Origin of the sequence: Evansella sp. AB-P1 (assembly GCF_029688925.1) — a bacterium.
Classification (GTDB): Bacteria; Bacillota; Bacilli; order Bacillales; family Salisediminibacteriaceae; genus Evansella.
Map to the genome: position 1 here is coordinate 1 of NZ_JARUKY010000035.1, position 23,157 is coordinate 23,157.

Sequence of the window (23,157 nt, forward strand, 5' to 3'; positions counted from 1 at the left end):
AGGTTCAAATAAACTATATCATGTTTATTACTAAAAATTGCCATATATTATAATTAATTTGTAAATTATTTTTATAATTTTGTAGAAGTAACATTTGGTAACAAGATGTTGATTAATGTGCCTGTCCACGTTTGTGTAAAGCGTTAGTGCATTGGAGGCACTTTTTTCCTAAGGAGAATCGTTCAAAAAGGAACCGACCCCGTTTTCCTTCTGAAATACCAGCAATCTTCTTCATGATTCCTTAACAAAACATTTACTAATGTTTACACCGGGTTAATGGACGGTTAGTATCTGTCCAATATACTGAAAAAGAAGCAACATACAAAATAATTACAAAACAATCTAGGGGGAAAAAATATGTTGAAGAAAGTTCAGTTATTGATTTTAGCACTACTATGTTTTTCTATGATTATTGCTTGTGGGAACAATGATTCTTCAGGGGATGCAGAAGCTAGTACGTCTCCAGCAACGGAAGATAACAACGATAACGAAAATAATAATGAAGAAAACAATAATAATTCTGATGAAGTAGATCGTTCAGCTTGGCCAGAATCTATTCGTTTTGCGGTTACAGGAATCGATGGAATGGAAGAATTACAACGTCGTTATGATGTATTCCAAGAGTTAATTGAAGATTTAATGGGCGTGGATTTTGAGTTTTTTGCATTATCAGATCGAACAATTTCCTCTACTGCTATGGAATACGACCAAGTAGATATGATTCTATCTGGTCCATCGGAATATGTATTGACGAAATCAGCTGTTCCTGGTGCAGAGCCTTTAGCAGCAGTGGAACGTGATGAGTACCACACCGTTTTCATCGTAGCGGAAGATAGTGAGTTCCAAACTTTAGAAGATTTAAAGGGACACAAAATAGCAATGAAAGAAGTTGGATCTACTTCAGGTCATATTGGTCCAAGCTCCATACTGATTGATGCAGGGTTTGATTTAGATCGAGATGTGAATATTCTTATGCTAGGTGGTGCCTCTGTTGAAGCATTAAAATCTGGTGAAGTAGACACAGTTGGAGATGGCATTCGAGTTTTTAACAAAATGGTTGAAGAAGATGGAGAAGGTGTTTGGAGATTATTACACGAAGGCCCGCCACTACCACAAGATCCTTTCATAGCAGGTCCAAACTTACCAGAAAGTTTCAAAGCTGAGTTCAAACGAGTATTACTAGAGCACCAAGAAGAAATCTTAAATGCCATCTTAGATCATGAAGATAACAACAAATATATTAATGCGAGAATAGTAGATATCAGTGACGCTGACTATGATTTAATGCGTGAAACATACAGTACGTTAGGAATCGATTTAGAGTAAAAAACGAGGAGGGGTAGCGTGAAAGCTGTAGAAATAGATACTATCTCAAAGGTCTATCCCGACGGTACGAAGGCGTTGAATAATGTAAGTTTTTCTGTGGAAAAAGGGGAAGCTGTTGTGCTCTTGGGGCACAATGGCTCCGGTAAGTCTACATTATTTCGAAGCATTACAAGCTTTGAGCAGCCTACATCAGGTGAGATAAGAATCGATGGGATAACGATTACAGGATTAAAGAAAAGAAAGCTACGACCTATTCGAAAAAAAATTGGAATGGTGTTTCAACATTTTAATTTAATAAACAATCTTAGTGTATTTCAAAATGTATTATTTGGGGCTTTAGGTCAAACGAAATTTACTTTTCAAACATATTCCCCTTTTGCATCAAAGGAGCTAAGAATGAAAGCAATGGAATGCTTAAGTAGAGTGGGGTTAACTCATCTAGCGAAGCGTCGTGCTGACCAATTATCTGGTGGACAGCAGCAACGAGTAGCCATTGCAAGAATGCTTATGCAAGATCCAGAAATTGTGTTAGCAGACGAGCCTATTGCAAGTCTTGACCCAAAAGCAGGTCGAGAAGTGATGGATTTATTATGGGAAATTGTTCGGGAACGTGGTTTAACGGTAGTTTGTATTTTACACCAAATGGACATTGCAAAAGAATATGGTAACCGCATTGTGGCATTAAAGAGTGGGAATGTAGTTCTTGATAGTACGATACATGCACTAAATGATAAATTCATTAAAGAGCTATACGAGAAAGAAGTGAACGAAGAAGGCGATGAAGAGTCGATTAAAGTGGATGTTAAAAAAGTAGGTGTATTATAGATGAACAGTGAACTGGCAGTGAAGGAAAGGAAAGCATCTTCATGGGACAAGGATATGCCTTCACGTTGGAAAAGGCCTTCATTAGTAACGTGGATTTTAAGTATTGTGTTTATTTCATTTATGATCTCCGGACTACATAATGCAAATGTGTCGGTAGATCGATTATTCGGTGGCATGATAAATATGGGGAATTTCGTAGGGAATGCCTTTCCTCCTGATACATCCCGCATTGACTTTATTTTTCGATCGATTATTTTGACATTTGAAATGGCATTAGTAGGTACATTCTTTGGAGTGTTGTTAAGTTTGCCCATTGCATTACTGGCATCCTCCAATACAACGCCGCATCCTGCGATTAAGCATGCAACTAGATCTATCGTATCTATGATGCGAACCATTCCAGATTTAATTTGGGCACTAATATTTGTTATATCCGTTGGATTAGGTCCATTGGCAGGAATTTTAACTATTATTGTAGATACGATTGGGTTCTGTGCTCGTTTCTTCTCCGAGAGAATTGAAGAAATAGACAAAGGACCAGCACAAGCACTTGAATCAACAGGTGCATCGAGGTTCGGTATCATTTCAGGATCTATTATCCCAATCGGGTTTCCTTCTTTCGTTGGTACAAGCTTGTTTGCTGTGGAAAAAGCCATTCGATCTGCTGTTATTTTAGGATTAGTTGGAGCTGGTGGAATCGGGGTAGAATTAAGTACAGCTATGTCATTAAGAAGATTTGATGAAGCATTAATGATTATTATTCTTATTCTTGTGGTTGTACTTGTGGTTGAGCAAATATCATCGCAAATACGAAAAAAAGTGATATAAAAAGAGGGGATCGGAATAGAAGACGATATTATACGTGATATAATTGAGACAGAACCTGTATTATTCAGAGATTTTGCTATACAGTTACTAGGAGGGGTTAAACAATGAGCACAAAAATAACACGTTTTGAAAATGATAAGATTATTCATGTTGCCTCCGGATCTGAATATACAGATAAAAAGTTTATTGAGGCAAAAGCAAAGCGCTTTGATGAAACGAATCGTCGTTTGCAAACTGCCTTGGGTAAAAAAGAAAGACGTAAGGGATATAGTTATTAATGAATCGAACTAATATTAGAGTGCCAGTTACTTGATATATTCAACAAGTGCCTGGCACTCTTTCAAATTTAAAAAGGATTACCCTGTCCCCTGCAATTGGAGGACAACTTGGAGAATATTAAGCACATGCGTTCACTTGTACATTAGATAGTGTGATTATAAAATTTTTTGAGAAGCAAGGGAACGGTTCGTCTGTTTCCTTTTGATAATTACTACAAATTGGAATCATGAGAACCGTCCCTGTGCTTCGACTACAGTAAATTTCATATGATAAACTGTTAATAATATACAGTAATCTGTAATTGTTAGTCGTTGGAGGGGTATTTAATGAAAAGACTTGCTAGTAGAATCGATTGGTTAAAAAATAAATTATTGCAATTTAAAGAAAGTGAAGTGTACCAATTACAGGTTCGTGTAAGGAACTATCGTGCTAATCAGCTTAGGGAACTGCTAGCTGATCCAGAGATGGTCACACTTGAAATGTTTAATGAAGAAGTATGGACGATTGGACATGCTTTTATTGATAATAAAAAGATTGGTATATTTCACGAAGAATCACTACTTGAACACAAGCTAGAAGTGGAAACACAATTAAGAGAGAAGAGACTAGTATATAAAGGTAATTCCATTTGGGGAACTGGAGCCAGAATTTTTGGTGCGAGCCTAAATATCAGTGATGAAGAGAAGACAGATCTCATCCGAAAAGCCTTATACATATTAAATGACAAAGCTAAAACACCTGAGGAAAAGGCTGAACAGATTCAAGAAATTAAAGGATTTGGTGTAAACATTGCTACGGGTCTAGTAATGGTATTTCACCCTAAAGAATTTGCGATTTACAATGAGAGTGCCAAGCAGTCTGCTAAGTTACTAGGGATTGGTGATGATATTAGTTCATATCAGTCTGAAATGAGACAGATACTAGGTAATTTAGATGTACGGGATTTTGTGGAATTAGATTACTTGATTTACCGTCTAAATGATCTACAAGAACAAGCGAATGAAAAGCTAGGTCCTACTTTAAATGAAATTTTTCTTCATCAAGATGAAGCTGATTTTTCCTTCGAATTAATGAAGTTTGTTTGTGATTCATTAGAAGTTACAAGTGAAAATGATGAGAGAGTAGCACTAACAATAACGAAAAGAAACAAAAATCAAACAGTGCTTCACTATAACTTTTGCGATTGGTTAATCGTTGGTTTTTACCCAGGTGGGAAGGTTAGAATCCCATTAATTGAGGAAGAGGCTAGTGACTTACCTGTGGTGGATGTATTTCAGTTTTCACAAGGGACAAATGAAACAAAGGTAAACTGTTACAGTATGTCTTTGTATGAGTTAGACGAGAATGTCATGCAGCATGTTAGCCATGCATTGGAAATTGTTAGAGAAAGATTTGCAACGCATCAGAAAACAAGGTTTCGTTCCCATCATGTTGCACAGCTTGCTGAGGCAGTTTTTAATCAAGAGAAAAAAACACAGTTACTTCACCAAGGAATTAATAAAGAAAGTCTTGCTTCAGATATTAATTACTGGATTTTCCAAGGTAATCCTAACGTTTTTGACGTATCAACGTATCTTAAAGAAGCGGGAGAAAAAACTTGGAGTGTTTCGGCACATAAGACAAAGATAAAACCGGGAGACAAGGCTATTATATGGGTAACAGGTTCGGAAGCTGGAGTATATGGCTTGGCCACAGTGAAATCGGAGCCCTATCAACGAGCTGACATGGATGTTGATATCGAGTACGGTTGTGAAATTGATATAGATATGGTGCTTGTAGATGACCCCATATCAAATGAAGAAATAAAGGAACATCCGCAGCTCCAAAAGTTGAAAGCTGGTAATCAAGGAACTAATTTTTCTGCTACCGTTGATGAGTTCGAAGTGATTTACCAAATGGCTATGGAAAAAGAAGATAAAGTTACTGATCGACCGACAAAAATAAGTGAGAAAATGACACTCGCGGAACTTTGTGAAAAAACAGGGATTGAGGAAGTACAAATGAGCCGTTGGCTACGTTCTATCGAAAGGAAAAAGCAGGCTATTATTTACGGACCACCTGGAACAGGGAAAACTTTTGTGGGACAAGAAGTGGCAAAGTACTTAGTGAGTGGAAGTGATGGGTTTGTGGAGTTAGTACAATTCCATCCATCGTATTCCTATGAAGATTTTATTCAAGGGATAAGACCTAAAGTAGAGGAAAATGAGACATTATCTTATGTGATGGAACCAGGAAGGTTTATGGATTTCTGCCATAAAGCGAGGACGAAAGACGGCATGTGTGTACTCATTATTGATGAAATTAACCGTGCAAATCTATCAAGAGTATTCGGCGAGCTCATGTACTTATTAGAATACCGTGACCAAGAAATCCCTCTTGCAGGTGGAGAAACTCGTTTTAGAATTCCTAATAATGTAAGGATTATTGGAACGATGAATACAGCAGATCGTTCCATTGCTCTAATGGACCATGCATTCCGCAGACGTTTTGCTTTCTTAGACTTGCCACCAAACTACGATGTGTTAGTTAAATACCAAGGTGAGCAAGGTAAAGATGTAAGCAATCTCATCTCTGTTTTAAAGGACATTAATCACGAAATTGCAGATCGCAACTATGCACTTGGAATTTCATTCTTTTTAGTGGACGATATAAAGAATGAACTCGAGGATATATGGAGGATGGAAATTGAACCGTATTTAGAGGAGTATTTCTTTGACCAACCCGATAAAGTAACTCCATTTAAATGGGAGAATGTAAACCTACGGATTGGGCTGACGCAGCAATGAATTGGATTGAATTAAGAGAGTATGAACCAGTTTACCTTGAACAAGAAAAACTTGCTGTAGAAGATGCACTCCGTCTTCTTCATTCATATGATGGAAAAATTACGGTAGAGTTCCCGTCTCCAAAATCTAATTATTGCTGGATTTTAAGGTCTATGGGGGTAGTCGGATATTTACCGCTAAATGAAAAAAAGGGATTATACCTAAAGCCTAAAGTACCTATCCACAATGTTTATATGATGCTTAGTTATTCCTATGAGTTAAATGACGTGCTTTTTCTAGAGGAGCATGTAGAATGCGAAACATTACAAGAAGTATACGAACTTCTAGCTTTAAAACTAGCGAGACAAGTTCTTAAGCGAACAAAAAACGGTATTTACAGAGAATATCAGGAGCAAAGGGAAGAGTTACCTTATCTGCGTGGACGTATGGATGTGCAGCAAGCAATGAGGCAACCTTGGAACCCTAAGCTAACTTGTGAATTCGAGGAGCATCAAGCAGATATAGAGGACAACCATATCCTATATTGGACACTATATAAAATCCTACAAAGTGGCTTTATTCAAGAAAGAAATTTGCCATTAGTCAGGCGTGCTTATAGAGGGCTGCAACCTTTTGTGAATCTCCAGAAGGTAACGTATCAGTTGTGTTTAAATAGGCTTTATAATCGATTGAATTTGGATTATAAACCGATGCACTTGTTGTGTTTACTCTTTTTGCAGAATATTGGGCCGACACACCAAATTGGTGAAACGAAATCTGTACCATTCCTTATTGATATGGCTGCACTGTTTGAACGTTTCGTTGCAAAGCTATTGGCCAATCATCTACCGTTTCCATTACAACTAAACGCACAAGAACATATCACCATCGGAAAACACAAAGAAATACAATTTTTTATCGACTTAGTTATCCTAGATAGCCAAACAAGAGAAGTGAAATATGTACTAGACACAAAATACAAAACACATGAGAAGCCCTCTGCAAGTGACGTTTCTCAAGTGGTTACTTATGCACTAGCAAAAGATTGCAACGAGGCTATCTTGATTTATCCTTCAAAGGAGACGGTGCCAATTAATGAATATATTGGTGATATTAAAGTGAAAAGCTGTGTAATTGATATTAGTAATGACCTGGAGAAATGTAGACAAGAAATAATGGAAGTCATTCGAATAAACTAATAATCACCGGGACGGTTCTATCGAATCATTCGTTTTGCTAAACGAATGATTCAGTAGAACCGTCCATTTACGTGAAAATAGTACTTTTCTACATCCTCTCCAATGGTAAGATTATACTAGTATGATAAAACTAGTAAATAGATAGGGGAGTGGTGATGATTTTACAAAAGTTGAAAAAATTATTTACATCAAAGGAAGAGCCAGTAAAAGTCAATGCAAAAAAGAAATCCAGTGGGTCAACAGTAGCAAAGAAAAAAACACATACAAAGTCTCTTCGAAAAGGAGAACTAGGAGAATACAAGATAGAGATTCAGCTAGATCAGCTACCTAAGGATTGTCGCTATTTAAGTGACCTCCTAATTGAAAATCCAAAATCAAAGACAGGATATTCACAAGTAGATCATGTTGTCATTAGTCCTTATTGCATTTTTGTCATCGAAACGAAAAACTATCAAGGGGAAATTAAAGGTACAAAAGATAGTCGTCACTGGTACGTTAATAAGAAATTTAAGATGTATAACCCACTTTATCAAAACTATGGACACCAAAAAGCACTGGAGCAATTGGCCGAACCAGCTCCCAAGATACCTTACATATCGATGATTTCCTTTACTATGCGTTGCAGATTCAACATCGATCCAGAACTGCGAAAAATAGGGTCTGATCAATTGATCGTGTATGATACAGAACTATCGGAGTTTATTACCCGTAAAATGTTACGGTTAAAGGCACAAAACCAACCTACAATAGATGAAGCCATGATTAAACAAATGTACGAGACATTCAAGGAAGCAAACATCATAGACCCAAAGATTAGAAAATTACATACGGAAAAAATCAAGACCGACACGACAGCAAAGACATCTAGTTCAACATGTAGCACATGTGGTAAAACGGTTTCAGACAAAGTTAAAAATTATTGTCTAGCAAATACAAAACGATTTAACGGAAAAATATATTGTTTTGAGCATCAAAAAACAACTTAATTGTGAGAAATGAGGATGAAACGATGACTAAAAAAGAAAGAGATAATATTGCAACAGTAATTTCCGGAATTTTTTTAATCGCGAGCTTATCTTTATATTGGCTAGTGTTTAATAGCTCAAACTATATTGTATTTTTCGGTATCATATTTGCAACCTTTATAATTAGAACAATCCTAACTGCAATGTTACCAACAAAGAAAAAGAAACAACAAGGGAAAAGTCAGCGTAATAAAACTAATACTGCGACTAAAACAACTACAATGAAGCCAAGTCCTAATAGACTAAGATCTGATAAAGATATAATGGAAGATACTTTAGAAAATTTATCATGGCGCGAATTTGAAAGGCTTTGTTTCCTATACTTTAAAGCAAAAGGCTACAAACCAAAAGAAACATCTGAAGGTGCAGATGGGGGAGTAGACTTGATCATTTACAACCCAAAAGATCAAGCGCACGAAGCGGTTCAAATAAAACATTATATCCATTCAGGAAATCAAATCACTGTAAAAGAAATTCGAGAATTACATACTGCAAAAAAGAATCATAAATGTATGTTGAGCATGTTCATCACCACATCTACCTTCACGAATCCAGCACTGAGGGAAGCAGATACCTTTAACATACACTGCCACAATATAAATTGGGTTAAGAACAATATTGTAAGGTGGAAAGACACTCAAGGAATGAAGATTAGTTAGTGTAGGTAAATAAAAAGAGAAACCTCCTTTCTCTTATAAGGTGAGAGAGGTTCTTTTCTTACAACAATATAGTTGGTTTTCTTGAAGGAATATACATCGTTTTGTCGAATAACAAAATATAGAAATTAGTGGAAGAGAAGAGCCGGTTTGTGGTTTAAAATATATTAGAATTTTGATGAGGAAGGGGATGTTTATGAAAATTGAAATGGGAGAATCAATAATGTTTTCTTGGTTACGACATATAAAGAAATGTCAATCTGTTCAATTAAACTGGAAACCATCAACCGCAGCTTGGGAACTACACAATAAAGAAGATTTAAAAGTGTTAATGAATAAAGTGAGTAATCACTTTGAGAATAAATATAGATATACCATTTTTAAAAATAACCAATCCTATAGTCAATTATTACAACAAGGTGAGATCGATGTATTAGGGGTAGAGATTCAAAATGGATTAGTTGCCGAAATCTACGGAATTGATATTGCTTTTCATGAAAACGGATTAAATTATGGTGGTACACAGGCTACTGTAGAAAGGATTGTAAAAAAACTTGTGAGAACAGCTATGATTATTATTGGCTATTACAATACTAGAAAAGGAGAAATTATATTCGCATCTCCAAAGATAAATCAAGCTGTATATGCTCCTCTAAAAGAAGCAGTTGATGAATTAAATATACTATCTAATGATTTAAACCTGGGGTTTTCTTTTAAACTATTTGCCAATAGTAGTTTTAAAAACGAAGTCTTCATTCCTGTTTATAATGTATCGAAACTTGTTACAGATACCTCAGAATTATATATGAGGAGTATACAATTAAATAATTTGTTTATTGATGATGATCGTCATAAAGGAACAGTTCTTAGATCAGGAATGGGAAAGTTAAAGTCAGAGCCGGTTAATACAAGAAAAACGGATAATGAGGCCTCAACTACAAGAACTATGCAAAGGAACGAAATGAAAATAGGTCAATTAGTAAGAAAGTCGTTTACGGATTTAAGAAATCAAGACTTGATTACAAGTGATATGTTGAATTGGCTTATGGATGCTAAGTACTGTAAGACTACTTTTGATGTGAACTATCCTGTTCTAAAAAAAGTGAAACATGGTACACCATTGGCAGATCAAAGATTGATCAGGGGCTACAATCGTTATTGGAAAGATGCACTAATCATTCAAAATGAGAAGTACTTACTATGTAATGATTGGTACGATAGAAATCGAAATCGTTTTGAGAGATGGTTGGATGCTTTAAAAAAATAATTATAGATGGAGGAGATTTAGATGGGAAAGTACTTTGTACCAACGAAAGGTGTAGATTCATGGAGGTGCTTGCTGGCAGATCCAGAAAAGCAATGGAAAGAGAAGTATTCAGCATTTGAACTAGCTAAAAGTTGGGAAGGATCCAATGATTTCCCCACAACAGTTAAGCAAGCTTTTCGAAATAGTAATATTGATATATTTAACCGAATTGAATTTCTTTATGGTTTCCCAGAGTACAAAGTCTCCCTAAAGGGAAGAGGAGCATCTTCCCAAAATGACCTCTATGTTTTAGCCAAAGGCAATGGCGAACTCATTACTATAATGATAGAAGGAAAAGCATCGGAACCATTTGGAGACACATTAAAAAATTGGATTGGTAATGAACCAAGTGATGGGCAAATAACGAGACTAGACTATTTATTAGATCTACTCAATTTAGATAAAACAGACGCGATGAATATAAGGTATCAACTGCTACATAGAACGGCTTCTGCATTAATCGAGGCAGAGAATGTAGGAGCAAATCATGCAATCATGCTCGTTCATTCATTTAGTGAAACAATTCAATGGTATGAGGACTATGAAGATTTTGTAAATCTTTTTCAGTTATCACCAGGGAAAAATAACATTGTCGGACCAGTACAAGTTGATGGGAAGAATCTTTACTTTGGTTGGGTGACCGAAAACGTGTGATGACTACTCATCTGAGTAATGTAAGCACCCTGACTTGAAAACGCATTCATTAAATTTGATGATATAGTAGATCTCATATTACTCCTTACAAACCAAGTACATGATTCGAAGTACTTGGTTTTATTTTTAGAGGAATATCCAAATATATGTCGAAAAATAATACTAACTGTAATTATTTACAAGAAAAGTTTATACCGAACCGATCTTTTACATAGTAATAAATTTAAATGTAATGAATCATATTTTAAATCCCAATTATGAACCGAGGTGACCACCATGCTCCCTGAAGGTATTTACGAAGAAATCATTACCACCAAACTAAAGCAGGATCTTATAGACTTAGATAATTATGATATTAGAACGGAAAAATTAGATGTTGAAGAAGCACGTAAGCTATTAGCATCATACATATCAAGTGTAACGAGGAAAGCTTTAAATTATGTTCGTGATGATGAATCTGATGATGTGGAGGCACTCTTAAGGCAGATCCAAACGTGTAACGAAATTATTAACCTACTCAGCCATCGTTTAAATGACGATGAATTTGAACAGCTTCACATTGCTGAGGAAGGGGAAGTCCTCACGTCTATCTATTCGAAGCTTAACCATGCTCGAAGTCTTAAGAAGCAGGACATTACAAGACCAGTAACGCCAATATCACAGAGCTCTTTATTTACTGGGTCACATCATGAACCAAATATGCTCGGTGAGATGAAGAAGGAGATTCAAACCTCAGACCAAATAGATATGCTTGTTTCCTTTATTAAGTGGAGTGGCTTACGATGTATTATAGAGGACTTAAGGGAGTTTACCGAAACGAAAGCAGGACAACTCCGTGTAATCACCACTTCTTATATGGAAGCCTCTGATTACAAGGCAATTGTAGAATTAAGCAAGCTAAAGAATACGGAGGTCAAAATCTCATATGATGTAGAACGAACACGTCTCCATGCAAAGGCATATATGTTTAAACGGGAGACTGGTTTTACAACAGCATACATAGGTTCCTCAAATCTATCAAATCCTGCCCTCACTTCAGGTTTAGAGTGGAATTTAAAGGTTACAGAAAAGGATTCTTTCGATATTGTAAAAAAATTTGACGCCACCTTTGAAAGCTATTGGAATGATGGAGAGTTCCTTTCATTTAATAACGAAAAAGAGGAAGATGTACATAGACTAAAACAAGCGTTAAATAAGTCAAAAAACGAAGAGCAATCTGGACCTACAATGTTATTTGATATCCATCCGTATCATTATCAAAAAGAGATATTAGAAAGCTTGGAAGCGGAACGGAAGGTATTTGGACGCTACAAAAACCTACTTGTAGCTGCGACAGGTGTTGGGAAAACAGTTATTTCAGCCTTTGACTACAAACGTTTCAAACAGCTAAATAAAACAACACCAAGGTTATTATTTGTGGCACATCGTGAAGAAATACTCAAACAAAGTCTCGATACCTTTCGCGTGATTTTAAGAGATTATAATTTTGGTGACTTTTTAGTTGGAGGAAATATTCCTCAGTCGTTAGACCATCTATTTGTCAGTATCCAGAGCTTTAACAGTACAAAGCTTTACGATAAAACCTCATCTGATTTTTATGACTTTATTATTGTGGATGAATTCCATCATGCAGCAGCTGATTCTTACCAGAAGCTTTTGAAACATTATACACCAAAGGTTTTACTAGGGTTAACAGCTACTCCAGAAAGAATGGATGGAAAAGATGTTTTAGAATACTTTGATGATACGATTGCTGCTGAAATGAGATTAACGGATGCCATCGATCGAAAACTCCTATCCCCCTTTCAATACTTTTGTGTAACGGACACGGTAGACTTATCTAAGTTAAAATGGAGTAGAAAGGGATACGACATTCGAGAGCTAGAGAATGTGTATACTTCCAACAAAATACGTAGTAACCAAGTTGTTAATAGCTTAGACAAATACATCACCGATATGGATGAAGTAAAGGGCCTTGGCTTCTGTGTGAGTATTGAACATGCTAAGTACATGGCTAACTTCTTCACCAATGCCAACATTCCATCCATAGCACTTTATGGTGGGATTGATCGGAAAACAAGAGAGAATGCCCAGAGACAATTAGTAAATGGCGATATTAAATTTATATTTGTTGTAGATTTATATAATGAGGGTATTGATATTCCGGAGGTAAATACCATCTTGTTTTTACGTCCTACAGAAAGCTTAACGGTATTTTTACAGCAATTAGGTAGGGGGCTACGTTTAGCTGAAGGAAAAGAATGTTTGACAGTTCTTGACTTCGTAGGTCAAGCGCATAAAAATTATACTTTTGAAGAAAAGTTCCGTGCTGTTATTGGTAGGACAAAGCATTCGGTAAGGCATTATGTGGAAAATGGCTTCTTTAATCTTCCAAAAGGATGCTTTATCCAGCTAGAAAAGCAGGCAAAGGAGTATATATTACGAAATATTAAAGAGGGAGCAAATACTCGCAAAAATCTCGTGGTAAAAATGAAATACTTCGAGGAGGATACGGGACTGGAGTTAACACTCATAAACTTCCTTAAGCATTATCATATGACCCTATATGACTTTTATGGGAAAAGTGGAGATCGATCCTTTCAACGGATGAAGGTAGAGGCTGGTTTAAAAGAGGACTTTTATTGTTCCAATGAAAAAATACTAACTAAACGTCTACCAAACTTATTTCATATGAATTCGAGTTCACAAATTGCCTTTCTATTACGGTATATAAATGGAGAACAGCCTATAAATGAGAATGAACAACTGATGCTAACGATGTTTTACTATTCATTTTATCAAGCTTCACCTCCTAAAGAGGGACTTTCATCAATGGAAGAGGGAATCCATAATATTTTTTCAAGTCCTGAAATTCGCGAGGAAATAAAAGAGATTCTAGAACATTTGTACACAACGATTCATTTTGTTGAGTTGGAAAACGATTTTTCATTTCGGTCTCCATTGAAGGTTCATTGTAATTACTCAACAACACAAATACTAGCAGCCCTTGGCTATTATAATGAGGAAAAGAGCCCAGCCTTTCGCGAAGGTGTGAAATACTTTGAAGATAAGAACCTAGATATCTTCTTTATCACCTTAAATAAATCGGAAAAAGACTTCTCTCCATCCACTCTTTATGATGATTATGCAATGAGTGAAAAGCTATTTCATTGGCAAACACAAAGTCGCGTATCACCAGGAAGTAAAACAGCCGAACGTTACATTAACCATAAAAAGAATGGACATCAAATTGCGTTATTTGTAAGAGAATACAAAACAGAAAACGGCTATACTTCTCCATTTGTCTTCTTAGGAACAGCTGAATACTTAAGGCATTATGGAAGCAAGCCGATGAGCTTCGTGTGGAGACTGAATGTGGAAATGCCACCACAGATGGTACAGAAGGCCGTTAAAGTTATGTGATCGAAGTAAGGATTTATATAATCTCTATGGATAAATTTAACCATTAACTACAAGGATCGAAAACTTTGAATGAAATGTTTTATCACTTTTGTTGGTTTAAAAGATGATCAATGGTAGGAATATCAGCAGGAGCCCATTCAAGATCTTGGAGTGCTTCAAAGCTAGTCCATTCAAGCTTTGAGTGCTCCTTTGCGGTGGGTTTACCATCTACAATTCTAGCTTTAAATGTAAGTAAATTCACGAATACCTTAGGATATTCATGTACAACATCTTCGATCAGTTCAAACACTTCAATGGTACAACCAAGTTCTTCTTTAATTTCGCGTATTAAAGCTTCTTCAGATGACTCTCCATCCTCAACTTTTCCCCCTGGAAACTCCCAAAGGTTTGGTAAAGTCATCCTAGGAGAACGAAGTGCAGCAAGTATTTCCTTTCTTTCATTTTCAATAACAGCACCGACAACTTTTACTCTTTTCATTATTAGCTCCTTTTAAGAAAAAACATGTTTATATTTCTTTGTAGTTTATAAAGATTCCAAAGTTTTTTCAAGTATGAAAAATCATACCGTAATCGAAGAGTGACATAAGAGAGATTAAGGAGAAACGAAGAAAGGATATACTTAGTAGGGTTTGTCATTTATTTGAATACCTTAGTAACTTAACGAAGTATGCTTCTATTACAACCTATATCATTAATGAATATGCTTTTTGAAGGTGTGAGACTATGGTAAACTGTTAAATATATACAGTGTAAAGGAATCGGTGTAATGCATCATTTAAATAGTTTAGTAATTGCTACAACAGGGCGATAGGATTTCAGGAAAGAATATTCCTGTATGATGTGGAAGGTAAGTAAAAGTTAGCTGATCACAGAAGTTTCTTTGGAGGTGAGTACATACATGAGTCATAAGCTTAAAGTAGGGGAACTACGAGAGACCTATTTAATCGATGAGGAAATTTGGAGGATATTTACGGTTGTGTTATCCAGTAAATCTGTTAAATCGTCTACATATAAATATGCTTTAATAAAAGCATTAATCGAAAATTTATATCAGGTCAACGATCAATTCGAACTGTCGTATGATCAACTAGCATATTCTTTCACTAAAATATATTGGAACTTAATTGTGAATCATGATTTGGTTAACCAAAATACTGGGAAAAGTGCGAGAGTTGTTACGATTATAAAAGAGGAACAAAGTAAACATAATATCCCTCCAGACTTCAGCTTTGACAAGATTGATGAAACCGTCCAGTTGAAGCTAGTAAAAAAAGTAAAAAGTACGATGAAAATCAATGTCTACGGAGCGCTATACGGGGATACACGAGGGAATTTCTATGCCTTTGATCACAAACGGGAGTATTTTAAGTTAAATCCTGCTGTCTATCATTTCATGCTTAATTATCAAAGATTAATTGTGAATCTAACTAATTACCATATGGCTTCAATGATAGAGGCATTGAATGAAGTGCCAAGCATTAATTATTTGCTTGGAAAAGTAGAGAGCATCGCTAAGCGATCGTCATTACGCCCTTTTGAACGACTTCTCCTCCAATATTTTGAAAAAAGCTGTTTCTACTGCAGCAAAACATTATCACAAGGGAATAAGGAAACGCACGTTGATCATTTTATCCCTTGGTCCTTTGTACAATCGGATCACATATGGAACTTAGTTTTGTCCTGTAATAGGTGCAACAGTTCTAAGAGTGACAAACTCCCGGATAGAAATTACCTTGAATTTATTATCGACAGAAATAAAAAGCTAGTCGAGAAAAAAGAAGATCCAAAAGTTTTTAATATGATGACAAATTATAAAGACAAAAAGATAATCATGCTTTATGATTACTCGATGAAAAATGGGTATGATACGATTTGGACTCCTTCTTAAATGGTGACATATTGATAATGGGGAATTGATATTTTATTTAGCTACTTTGATATTTTCTATGATTTGTAGACCTTCTTTAAGAAATAAATTTTTCATCTATTTGGGTCTTTTAATATACTTGTAATTGCGGACTCAAATACGCAGTTTACATAGAGTGTCGGTTCGACCCCGACCACCGGTACCATTAAATAAAGTTAGGTTAAGTTTAAAACAGGTTATAAACTCAGAAATGTTGATACATCAACGTTTGTGAGTTTTTTTGTTTTTCTGAGAATGGGATAGAAAAGGTTAGGATTTGAATTCGTTTTACACAAATTTTACACAAGGATTTGGCTACAACTAAATATTACTAATGGTTCCATCTCAATAACTTATTGTTAATAAATAACAAATTGATCACAACATTGTGTGATGTTATCTCTAGATATGACAGTTCTTTCGTTATTTTGTTACAAGAACCAGCAGGTTATTACAAATTAATGTAGAAATATTATAAAATTCCATTTATTTGAGAGGAGAGGTCAAATGAAATTAGTTAGAATGAGCTTGAAAAATTTCCGAGGTTATGAAAGTCTTGAAGTAAAGTTTAATAAGAATTTAAATGTGATTATTGGTAGAAACGATGTAGGAAAAAGTACGATTTTAGATGCTCTAAATATATTTTTTAATGATGAAAAACCTGAAACAAATGATTGTCATAAGTATGCTACTGATAAGGTAATCGAGATAAGTGTGTTATTTGAAATTGAAGAAGATGAGTTAGTAATATTGGATGCGTCTAATCCAACCTCTTTATTGGAAGAACACTTGCTTAATGAGGAAGGATTACTCGAGGTTAAAAAAATAATTAAAGCTAGTGGTAGTACTATCACACAAAGTAATATAACAGTACACCTTAATACTTATCATCCAATTATATTTAATAGGCCTTTAATCACCAACAGTCAGAGTGATTTAAAGAAATTATTGTCTCAATAAAAGGATCATATAGAGGAATATGATAGTATTAACAAAACTAAAAAGGCTGATATGAGAAAGGCTATTTTTAACCATCTCTTAGAAGAATCTACTACCTTTGAAGAAGTATTAATTGATATTAAGGATATACAAGATGAAAGCATGAAAAATTGGATTAAGCTAAAAGAGAATCTACCGCTTTTTAATCTGTTTCAATCTGATCGAGCTAATACTGATAATGATAAAGAAGTTCAGGATCCCATGAAAGCAATTACTAAGGAAGTTCTTGCAGAACTTCAACCTGAATTAGATGATATTAGGGATAAAGTTGTAAAAAGGGTAGAAGAGGTTGGATTGAAAACGATTGAAAAGCTAAAAGAATTTAATGGAGAAATAGCCAATCAATTAAAAACTATGCCAGAACTGAAGAATTGGGATTCAGTGTTTAAATTTAATTTAGATACAGATAATGAAATTCCTCTTAATAAAAGAGGAAGTGGAGTAAGAAGACTAATTCTTTTGAGTTATTTTAGAGCTGAAGCTGAAAAAAGTATTAACGATAGGCAGCACAAAAATATAATTTATGCAATTGAAGAACCAGAGACGTCTCAACACCCTGACTTTCAAAGAATGATAATTAGCTCTTTATCTACTATTGCAAACCAAGAAAATAGTCAGGTTTTTATCACTACTCACACACCTGAAATAGCTCAAATGGTAGACGGAGATTCCCTGATTATGATTACAAAAGATGAGAGAGGTTGTCCCAAAATAGTAACAGATGAAAAGGTGAAGATTAGAGAAGTAGTTCAAACATTAGGGATCCTTCCAACTATTCATTCAAGTTTAGTGATTTGTGTTGAAGGTCCCCAGGATGTAAACTTTTTAAAAAATATAAATAAATTTGTGCCAGAGTTCAAGGATATAATAGATATTGAAGAGTGTGATATTAGTATTTATAATCTTGGTGGAAGTCGGTTGATTGATTGGATAAATATTAATCATTTCAGATATTCCAATATTAAGGAATTTCACTTGTATGACGGTGACATTAAAAAGTATAAAGATCTAGTAAATGAAATGAATACCAATATGGATCGTAGGCGAATAGGAACAGTTACCAAGTTAAGAGAGATGGAAAACTATATACCAATTGATATTATAGAAGAAGAATTCAACTGTAAACTATCGGAACACCAGACAAACTGGGGAAGTTTTGACTTACCTAGCTATTTAAAAGGTATTGCTATGCAGCACATTAGAGACGTTAAACAAAGGGAGGTTGCAATTAAAGGGGTATTAAACTCTAAATTAACAAAGAAAATTACTGCCCAAGCATTAAAAGAACATGGTGTTTACGAAGAAATGGAAAGTTGGTTTAAAACAATTAGGGATATTTACTATTCAACAGCTAGAACTGCAATAAATAAGGAACTACAAGTGAATAATCAATAGTCTAAAACATCCAATATACACATAGTTGAACTTCTTTTTGGGGCGAACGGGGACGGTTCGGAACCGGTGAAAAAGTCCCCTGAAATTGAGTAAAAGGGTAATTTTTAATCTAAATATGAACAATTTGATAGTTTCATACTAAATTCATCAAAATAATATGAATTGTTAAATAATAAAAACCCCCTAAATGGTATAATAAGTACGACCAAATACCTTACCATTAGGGGGTTTTACTCATGCTTCGACAAGAGCCAAAGCAAATAAGCTTTCACTCTGAATTATACAATAAAATACCTGAAAATCATATGTTAAAAAAGGTATCAGAAGTAGTAGATTTTAGTTTTATCAATGAATTACTAGCGGATACCTATTGCAAAAACTTTGGACGTCCGGCAAAAGAGCCAGAAATGATGTGTAAAATTCTTTTTTTACAACACCTTTATAATCTTTCTGATGAAAGAATGGAAGCTGAAGGAAATCTTAATCTAGTATTTTTGTATTTTCTTGGATTAAATCCAGAAGATAAATTACCAGATAAAAGCTTGTATTCAAAGTTTCGGACTCGCCGTGTTGGGGAAGAAACTTTAGATGAAATTTTAGAAGAGACTGTTAGGCAATGTGTAGAACATGGACTAATTGAGAGTACTGGTGTAAGTGTAGATGTCACTCATATTGAAGCGAACACCATCAAGAAAGTACCTGAACGTATTATGAAACACCTGGCTAGAAAAATTATAAAAAACTATGAGCAAGAAACTGGGGAAATGTTAGAAGGGACACCTGAGGTGCCTGAATATAAAGCCATAGAAGATCATAATGAAGCAAAAGCTGTGATGAAAGACTACCTAGTAACTATAATAGATAAGGTGGAGAACGTAGGTCAGTCTCAAGGTAGTGAAACATTGGAATCAATCCAAAAAGCAAAGGAGATCTTAGAGGATCCAAAATTTTTAAATCAAAAAGGTGTTCGATCCTTGATAGATGAAGATGCGAGAGTTGGACGTAAAAGTAAAACACAAAGTTTCTATGGGTATAAAACAGAGATTACCATGACAACAAAAGAAAGAATGATCACTGCCGTTCGAACGGAAAACGGCTCTTACATGGATGGGAATCATTTAAACAGTATGTTAGAGAGCACAAAGGAGTTAGGTATTAACATAACGGAAGTGTTCGCAGATAAAGCCTATTTTAGAAAGCAAATTCTAGACGCCCTAGAAGAAATGAAAATTACACCATATATACCAGTTAACCCTCTGATTTACAGAATTGATGAAAGCAAATATACCTACAATAAAGATGCGGATGAGTGGCAGTGTACACATGGCAATACAACGGAAAATAAAAAACACTTCACCACAAATAGTAAGAATGGAATCACTGAAGGTTACAAATATTACTTTGAAATCAAGCAATGTAAGGCTTGTCCTTTACATGATGAATGTGCTGGTAAATCCGCAAGAAAAATTCTGAAGCTCGGTAAAAATACAACGGAGTTTTACGAAATTTCTCAGTATCAAAAGACAGAAGCGTTCAAGGAAAAATATAAAGAGAGAGCTTCAATCGAAGGGAAGATTGGAGAAGTCAAAAGATTCAATGGCCTATACCGAGCTAGAGGATATGGGCGATTAAGAGTGTCCAAACAATCGAAATTAACAGCAATAGCAGCTAATTTAAAGAGGATAGCAGCACTAGTATCCTAAAAAAGGGAGAGGATCCTAGTCAAAGCACCCTCTCTACTATCATATATATGGTAATAAATACATTTTTTCAGATATTACTTGAAAACTCATGAAAAATGCTTAAAAAGGAGAAAAATAAAGTGACTTTTTCACTGATTTCGGACGGTTCCCATTGGCCCCAGGTACTAAAATGTCTCCGTACATCACTAACGTGGCTTAGAAGCGATTCTAAAGCCGCGTTTTTCTTTCAGCAATTTTTACTTTTAAAATCTTGGACTTTTTCAGATTCTCGAACCGTCGCCATTTGCCCTCTGAGAATTTATTATATAATAATAGTGATTAATAAATATTACCTTAGGATCCAAGTAAAATAATCCACAAGCTGGAAATGGTCTATCATTCGAAAGTATTTTGGTGCCTTCTTTGTTCCCTACCATATAAATTTTTCTATGCATTAAAACACCGTTGTAATAATGGACAAATTGTCTCTCATAGTTATTGACTAAGACAACTATGGGGGGAACAACTATGAGTATAAGCAAGGTATTATATAATTCGAATTCACATGAATGGGAAACACCTAAATCATTATTTAATTCCTTGAACGCAGAATTTAATTTTGATATAGACGTTTGTGCAACAAAGGGAAATACAAAATGTTCAAAATATTTCACTAAAGAAGAAAGTGCACTTGAACAGGAATGGACTGGTGTATGTTGGATGAATCCTCCATATGGTAGAGGAATAATAAAATGGGTTAAAAAGGCATATGAATCTTCACTAAAGGGAAGTACTGTAGTTTGTCTTTTACCTGCAAGAACAGATACTATTTGGTGGCATGAGTACTGTGAAAAAGTATCTAAGGTAAGAGATATTAGATTTATTAAACGTCGCTTGAGGTTTGGAAATGCTAAAGGTGAGGCACTTTTTCCCTCAGTTATCGTTATATTTAGGGCTAAAGAGATTAAAACTAGTAAATGAGTCTCTTGAAAATAGGGCTATTCTTAATGTTTCCGAAACTTTGATATATAAAGTCAAGTTTATCATACTCTAAAAACTCGACTCTATCTTTTAAGTCTTTATAAATATCTTGATTAATTATGTCATCGAATTTATTTCGTTTTGATTTTGAAGCAACAATAATCATTTTTACTGTAAATTGCCTTAGATTATAGAACTTGTTGAGTGATCTAATAAAGTCAGTGCTGTGTTCAACTTCAAAAACGTCAGTAGGAAAACTCTTATTTTCTTCTTTTTCATTAAACCAAATAACATCGATTGTCCTGATATTTCTTATGATATCCTGATATGTAGAATGAAGGTAGTTTCTTAATGGAAGAAATATCATCCAAAGTTGAATTTAAAAACTTTTTATTTATATCTTGAGGAGGAATATATGTTTCAAGACCTTTAAAATTTCCAATTTGAAGTAATATACCTTGATAAAAATAGTGAAGACTTGTTTTGGCTTCACTTAGTTCTAATTTATCATTCATTAAGTCCTTTATATGACTAGGTAATCTATTCATATAGTCATTTAATGCATAAAGACCAGGTCTAATTCTTGTAAACCACTTTTTATCTTGGACAATTCTTCTAATAGTGGCATCTGGTGTCTTTGTTTTCCAATTAGATGTAGGAACTATACTATAAAGCTCTAAGAGTGTTGAGAAACCACCGTTTTTTTCCATATAATCCATAACCGTTTCTCGTTGATTTTTTTTCATTTTATTTAAACTCCAATTTTATAACTGGATTTACTATATATTTAATTTACTAATAGAGAGTTATGGTTATTATTTTTTTCCAAAATATGTTTATATTATTCAATAAAATTAACAAAATGAGTGACTTTCAAAAGAAATCTTTTTAAAATAAGGTTACTAAACAAAGTAGCCTTTTGATATTCTATTTTTCCAGGTTTTATTTGCTTAAATATCTGAGTAAGAATAAAATAAGAATAAAGTAAGAAAATGGATGGTATATTTTGAGGTAATGGTCTTTGGAAGTAAAACTGTTTTATTGGGCGATTGTGTAACCAAACATTTTATTTAAGATCATATTAACAGATATGGTCTTTTCTTATGTGCCATTGTGTCTGCCCCGCACGGTAATGAATTACCATACTGGGGGTCAGGCACTTTTTCTCTAACTTTGGTACCCATTTTTTTTAATTTATAATTCATATTCATCAATAAATCAACTCTTCACATTTACAATATTATTTAAAATCCCCAGATACTAGTAAATACACACATTAATTATACCATGCCTTTTATAATGTATGTAGATAATCATTTTCCCTTTTAATAGGTCTATAGTTCAATTTTCTCCTCCTCAAAAATAAGAAAAGTCCGCATGGATTACACGCAGACTTTCTATGATTATAAATGAGTGGAATCGTATCGTAAGACACGAAACCTAGTATTCGTTAATGCTGTCATATCATTCATTTAATTAATCACTCATGACTCTAATAATACATAATAGACACATTAAAGGGATAAGTCAGCCTCACCTAGTCACGCTACGTTTATGAACAGTAGTTCTAACAATAGCGCTTTACTGGTGGGTCTTGAAGGAGTTCCATTTGATGAAGTAACTAAAGTCACGTCTGTCGGCTCTGGAGGTACTACTACCCGAGTTTAGTTTAATTAAGTATACGGTAGTGACGAGCTAGTGTTTCTTAGAGGAATTTTAAGTGCTTACTTCAACAATGTAGATGCGGTTAAGAATCATGTAAACAATGGTTCAGGCGAGAGAACTTTTGAAGGTTTAAATGTTGTTGTAAGTAGTAACGAAGCAGTTAGGGTAGCAAAATCTGCAGGAATCTACTAATAGTAAGTACCGAGAAAGTAGAAGGTTTATCTCTACTTTCTCCTTTCTTGT

15 protein-coding genes and 2 pseudogenes are annotated in these 23,157 nt (G+C 34.7%); 15 read left to right on the plus strand and 2 right to left on the minus strand.

What is annotated here, in order from left to right; all coding sequences use genetic code 11:
- Positions 1-357 precede the first annotated feature (357 nt).
- The 11 genes from QA612_RS22060 to QA612_RS22110 all read left to right on the plus strand — a co-directional run bounded on the left by QA612_RS22060 (position 358) and on the right by QA612_RS22110 (position 14,286).
- Positions 358-1,326, plus strand: coding sequence for a PhnD/SsuA/transferrin family substrate-binding protein (locus QA612_RS22060; RefSeq protein WP_278285992.1), 969 nt, complete (start codon positions 358-360; stop codon positions 1,324-1,326).
- A gap of 18 nt (positions 1,327-1,344) precedes the next feature.
- A complete protein-coding gene (phnC, locus tag QA612_RS22065) occupies positions 1,345-2,151 on the plus strand; it encodes a phosphonate ABC transporter ATP-binding protein (protein WP_278285993.1) in 807 nt (268 codons plus the stop codon).
- Positions 2,152-2,979: a phosphonate ABC transporter, permease protein PhnE gene (phnE, locus tag QA612_RS22070; protein WP_278285994.1), complete on the plus strand. Its 828-nt coding sequence runs from the start codon at positions 2,152-2,154 to the stop codon at positions 2,977-2,979.
- A gap of 104 nt (positions 2,980-3,083) precedes the next feature.
- Positions 3,084-3,257 (plus strand): hypothetical protein, encoded by a 174-nt coding sequence (locus QA612_RS22075; RefSeq protein WP_278285995.1) that lies wholly within the window; start codon positions 3,084-3,086, stop codon positions 3,255-3,257.
- A gap of 327 nt (positions 3,258-3,584) precedes the next feature.
- Positions 3,585-6,044: an AAA family ATPase gene (locus QA612_RS22080; RefSeq protein WP_278285996.1), complete on the plus strand. Its 2,460-nt coding sequence runs from the start codon at positions 3,585-3,587 to the stop codon at positions 6,042-6,044.
- Entirely contained in the window at positions 6,041-7,222 is a 1,182-nt protein-coding gene (locus tag QA612_RS22085; protein ID WP_278285997.1) for an McrC family protein, read from the plus strand. Before QA612_RS22080 ends, QA612_RS22085 begins: the two co-directional genes overlap by 4 nt.
- A 155-nt stretch (positions 7,223-7,377) precedes the next feature.
- Complete coding sequence (locus QA612_RS22090) at positions 7,378-8,208, plus strand: nuclease-related domain-containing protein (RefSeq protein WP_278285998.1); 831 nt, start codon at positions 7,378-7,380, stop codon at positions 8,206-8,208.
- 23 nt (positions 8,209-8,231) lie between these two features.
- Positions 8,232-8,906, plus strand: a complete 675-nt coding sequence (locus QA612_RS22095) for a restriction endonuclease (protein WP_278285999.1) — start codon at positions 8,232-8,234, stop codon at positions 8,904-8,906.
- A gap of 193 nt (positions 8,907-9,099) precedes the next feature.
- Complete coding sequence (locus QA612_RS22100) at positions 9,100-10,170, plus strand: hypothetical protein (protein WP_278286000.1); 1,071 nt, start codon at positions 9,100-9,102, stop codon at positions 10,168-10,170.
- A 21-nt stretch (positions 10,171-10,191) separates the two neighbouring features.
- Entirely contained in the window at positions 10,192-10,863 is a 672-nt protein-coding gene (locus tag QA612_RS22105; protein ID WP_278286001.1) for a DUF6946 family protein, read from the plus strand.
- A gap of 276 nt (positions 10,864-11,139) precedes the next feature.
- Positions 11,140-14,286, plus strand: coding sequence for a DEAD/DEAH box helicase (locus tag QA612_RS22110; RefSeq protein WP_278286002.1), 3,147 nt, complete (start codon positions 11,140-11,142; stop codon positions 14,284-14,286).
- An 82-nt stretch (positions 14,287-14,368) separates the two neighbouring features.
- Here the strand turns inward: QA612_RS22110 and QA612_RS22115 are convergent, their stop codons facing one another.
- Positions 14,369-14,764, minus strand: a complete 396-nt coding sequence (locus QA612_RS22115) for a (deoxy)nucleoside triphosphate pyrophosphohydrolase (RefSeq protein WP_278286003.1) — start codon at positions 14,762-14,764, stop codon at positions 14,369-14,371.
- A 420-nt stretch (positions 14,765-15,184) separates the two neighbouring features.
- Between QA612_RS22115 and QA612_RS22120 the strand changes: the two genes are divergently transcribed.
- The 4 genes and pseudogenes from QA612_RS22120 to QA612_RS22135 all read left to right on the plus strand — a co-directional run bounded on the left by QA612_RS22120 (position 15,185) and on the right by QA612_RS22135 (position 21,249).
- Positions 15,185-16,174, plus strand: coding sequence for an HNH endonuclease (locus QA612_RS22120; protein WP_278286004.1), 990 nt, complete (start codon positions 15,185-15,187; stop codon positions 16,172-16,174).
- A 525-nt stretch (positions 16,175-16,699) separates the two neighbouring features.
- Positions 16,700-18,586, plus strand: a pseudogene (locus QA612_RS22125) (ATP-binding protein).
- Positions 18,587-18,822: 236 nt separating this feature from the next.
- Positions 18,823-20,286 (plus strand): annotated as a pseudogene (locus tag QA612_RS22130) (IS1182 family transposase); the annotation flags it as partial.
- Between the two features lie 510 nt (positions 20,287-20,796).
- Positions 20,797-21,249, plus strand: coding sequence for a DNA N-6-adenine-methyltransferase (locus tag QA612_RS22135; protein ID WP_278286005.1), 453 nt, complete (start codon positions 20,797-20,799; stop codon positions 21,247-21,249).
- 278 nt (positions 21,250-21,527) lie between these two features.
- On the opposite strand, the gene QA612_RS22140 is transcribed toward QA612_RS22135, so the two are convergent.
- Positions 21,528-21,995, minus strand: coding sequence for a hypothetical protein (locus QA612_RS22140; protein ID WP_278286006.1), 468 nt, complete (start codon positions 21,993-21,995; stop codon positions 21,528-21,530).
- Between the last annotated feature and the right edge of the window lie 1,162 nt (positions 21,996-23,157).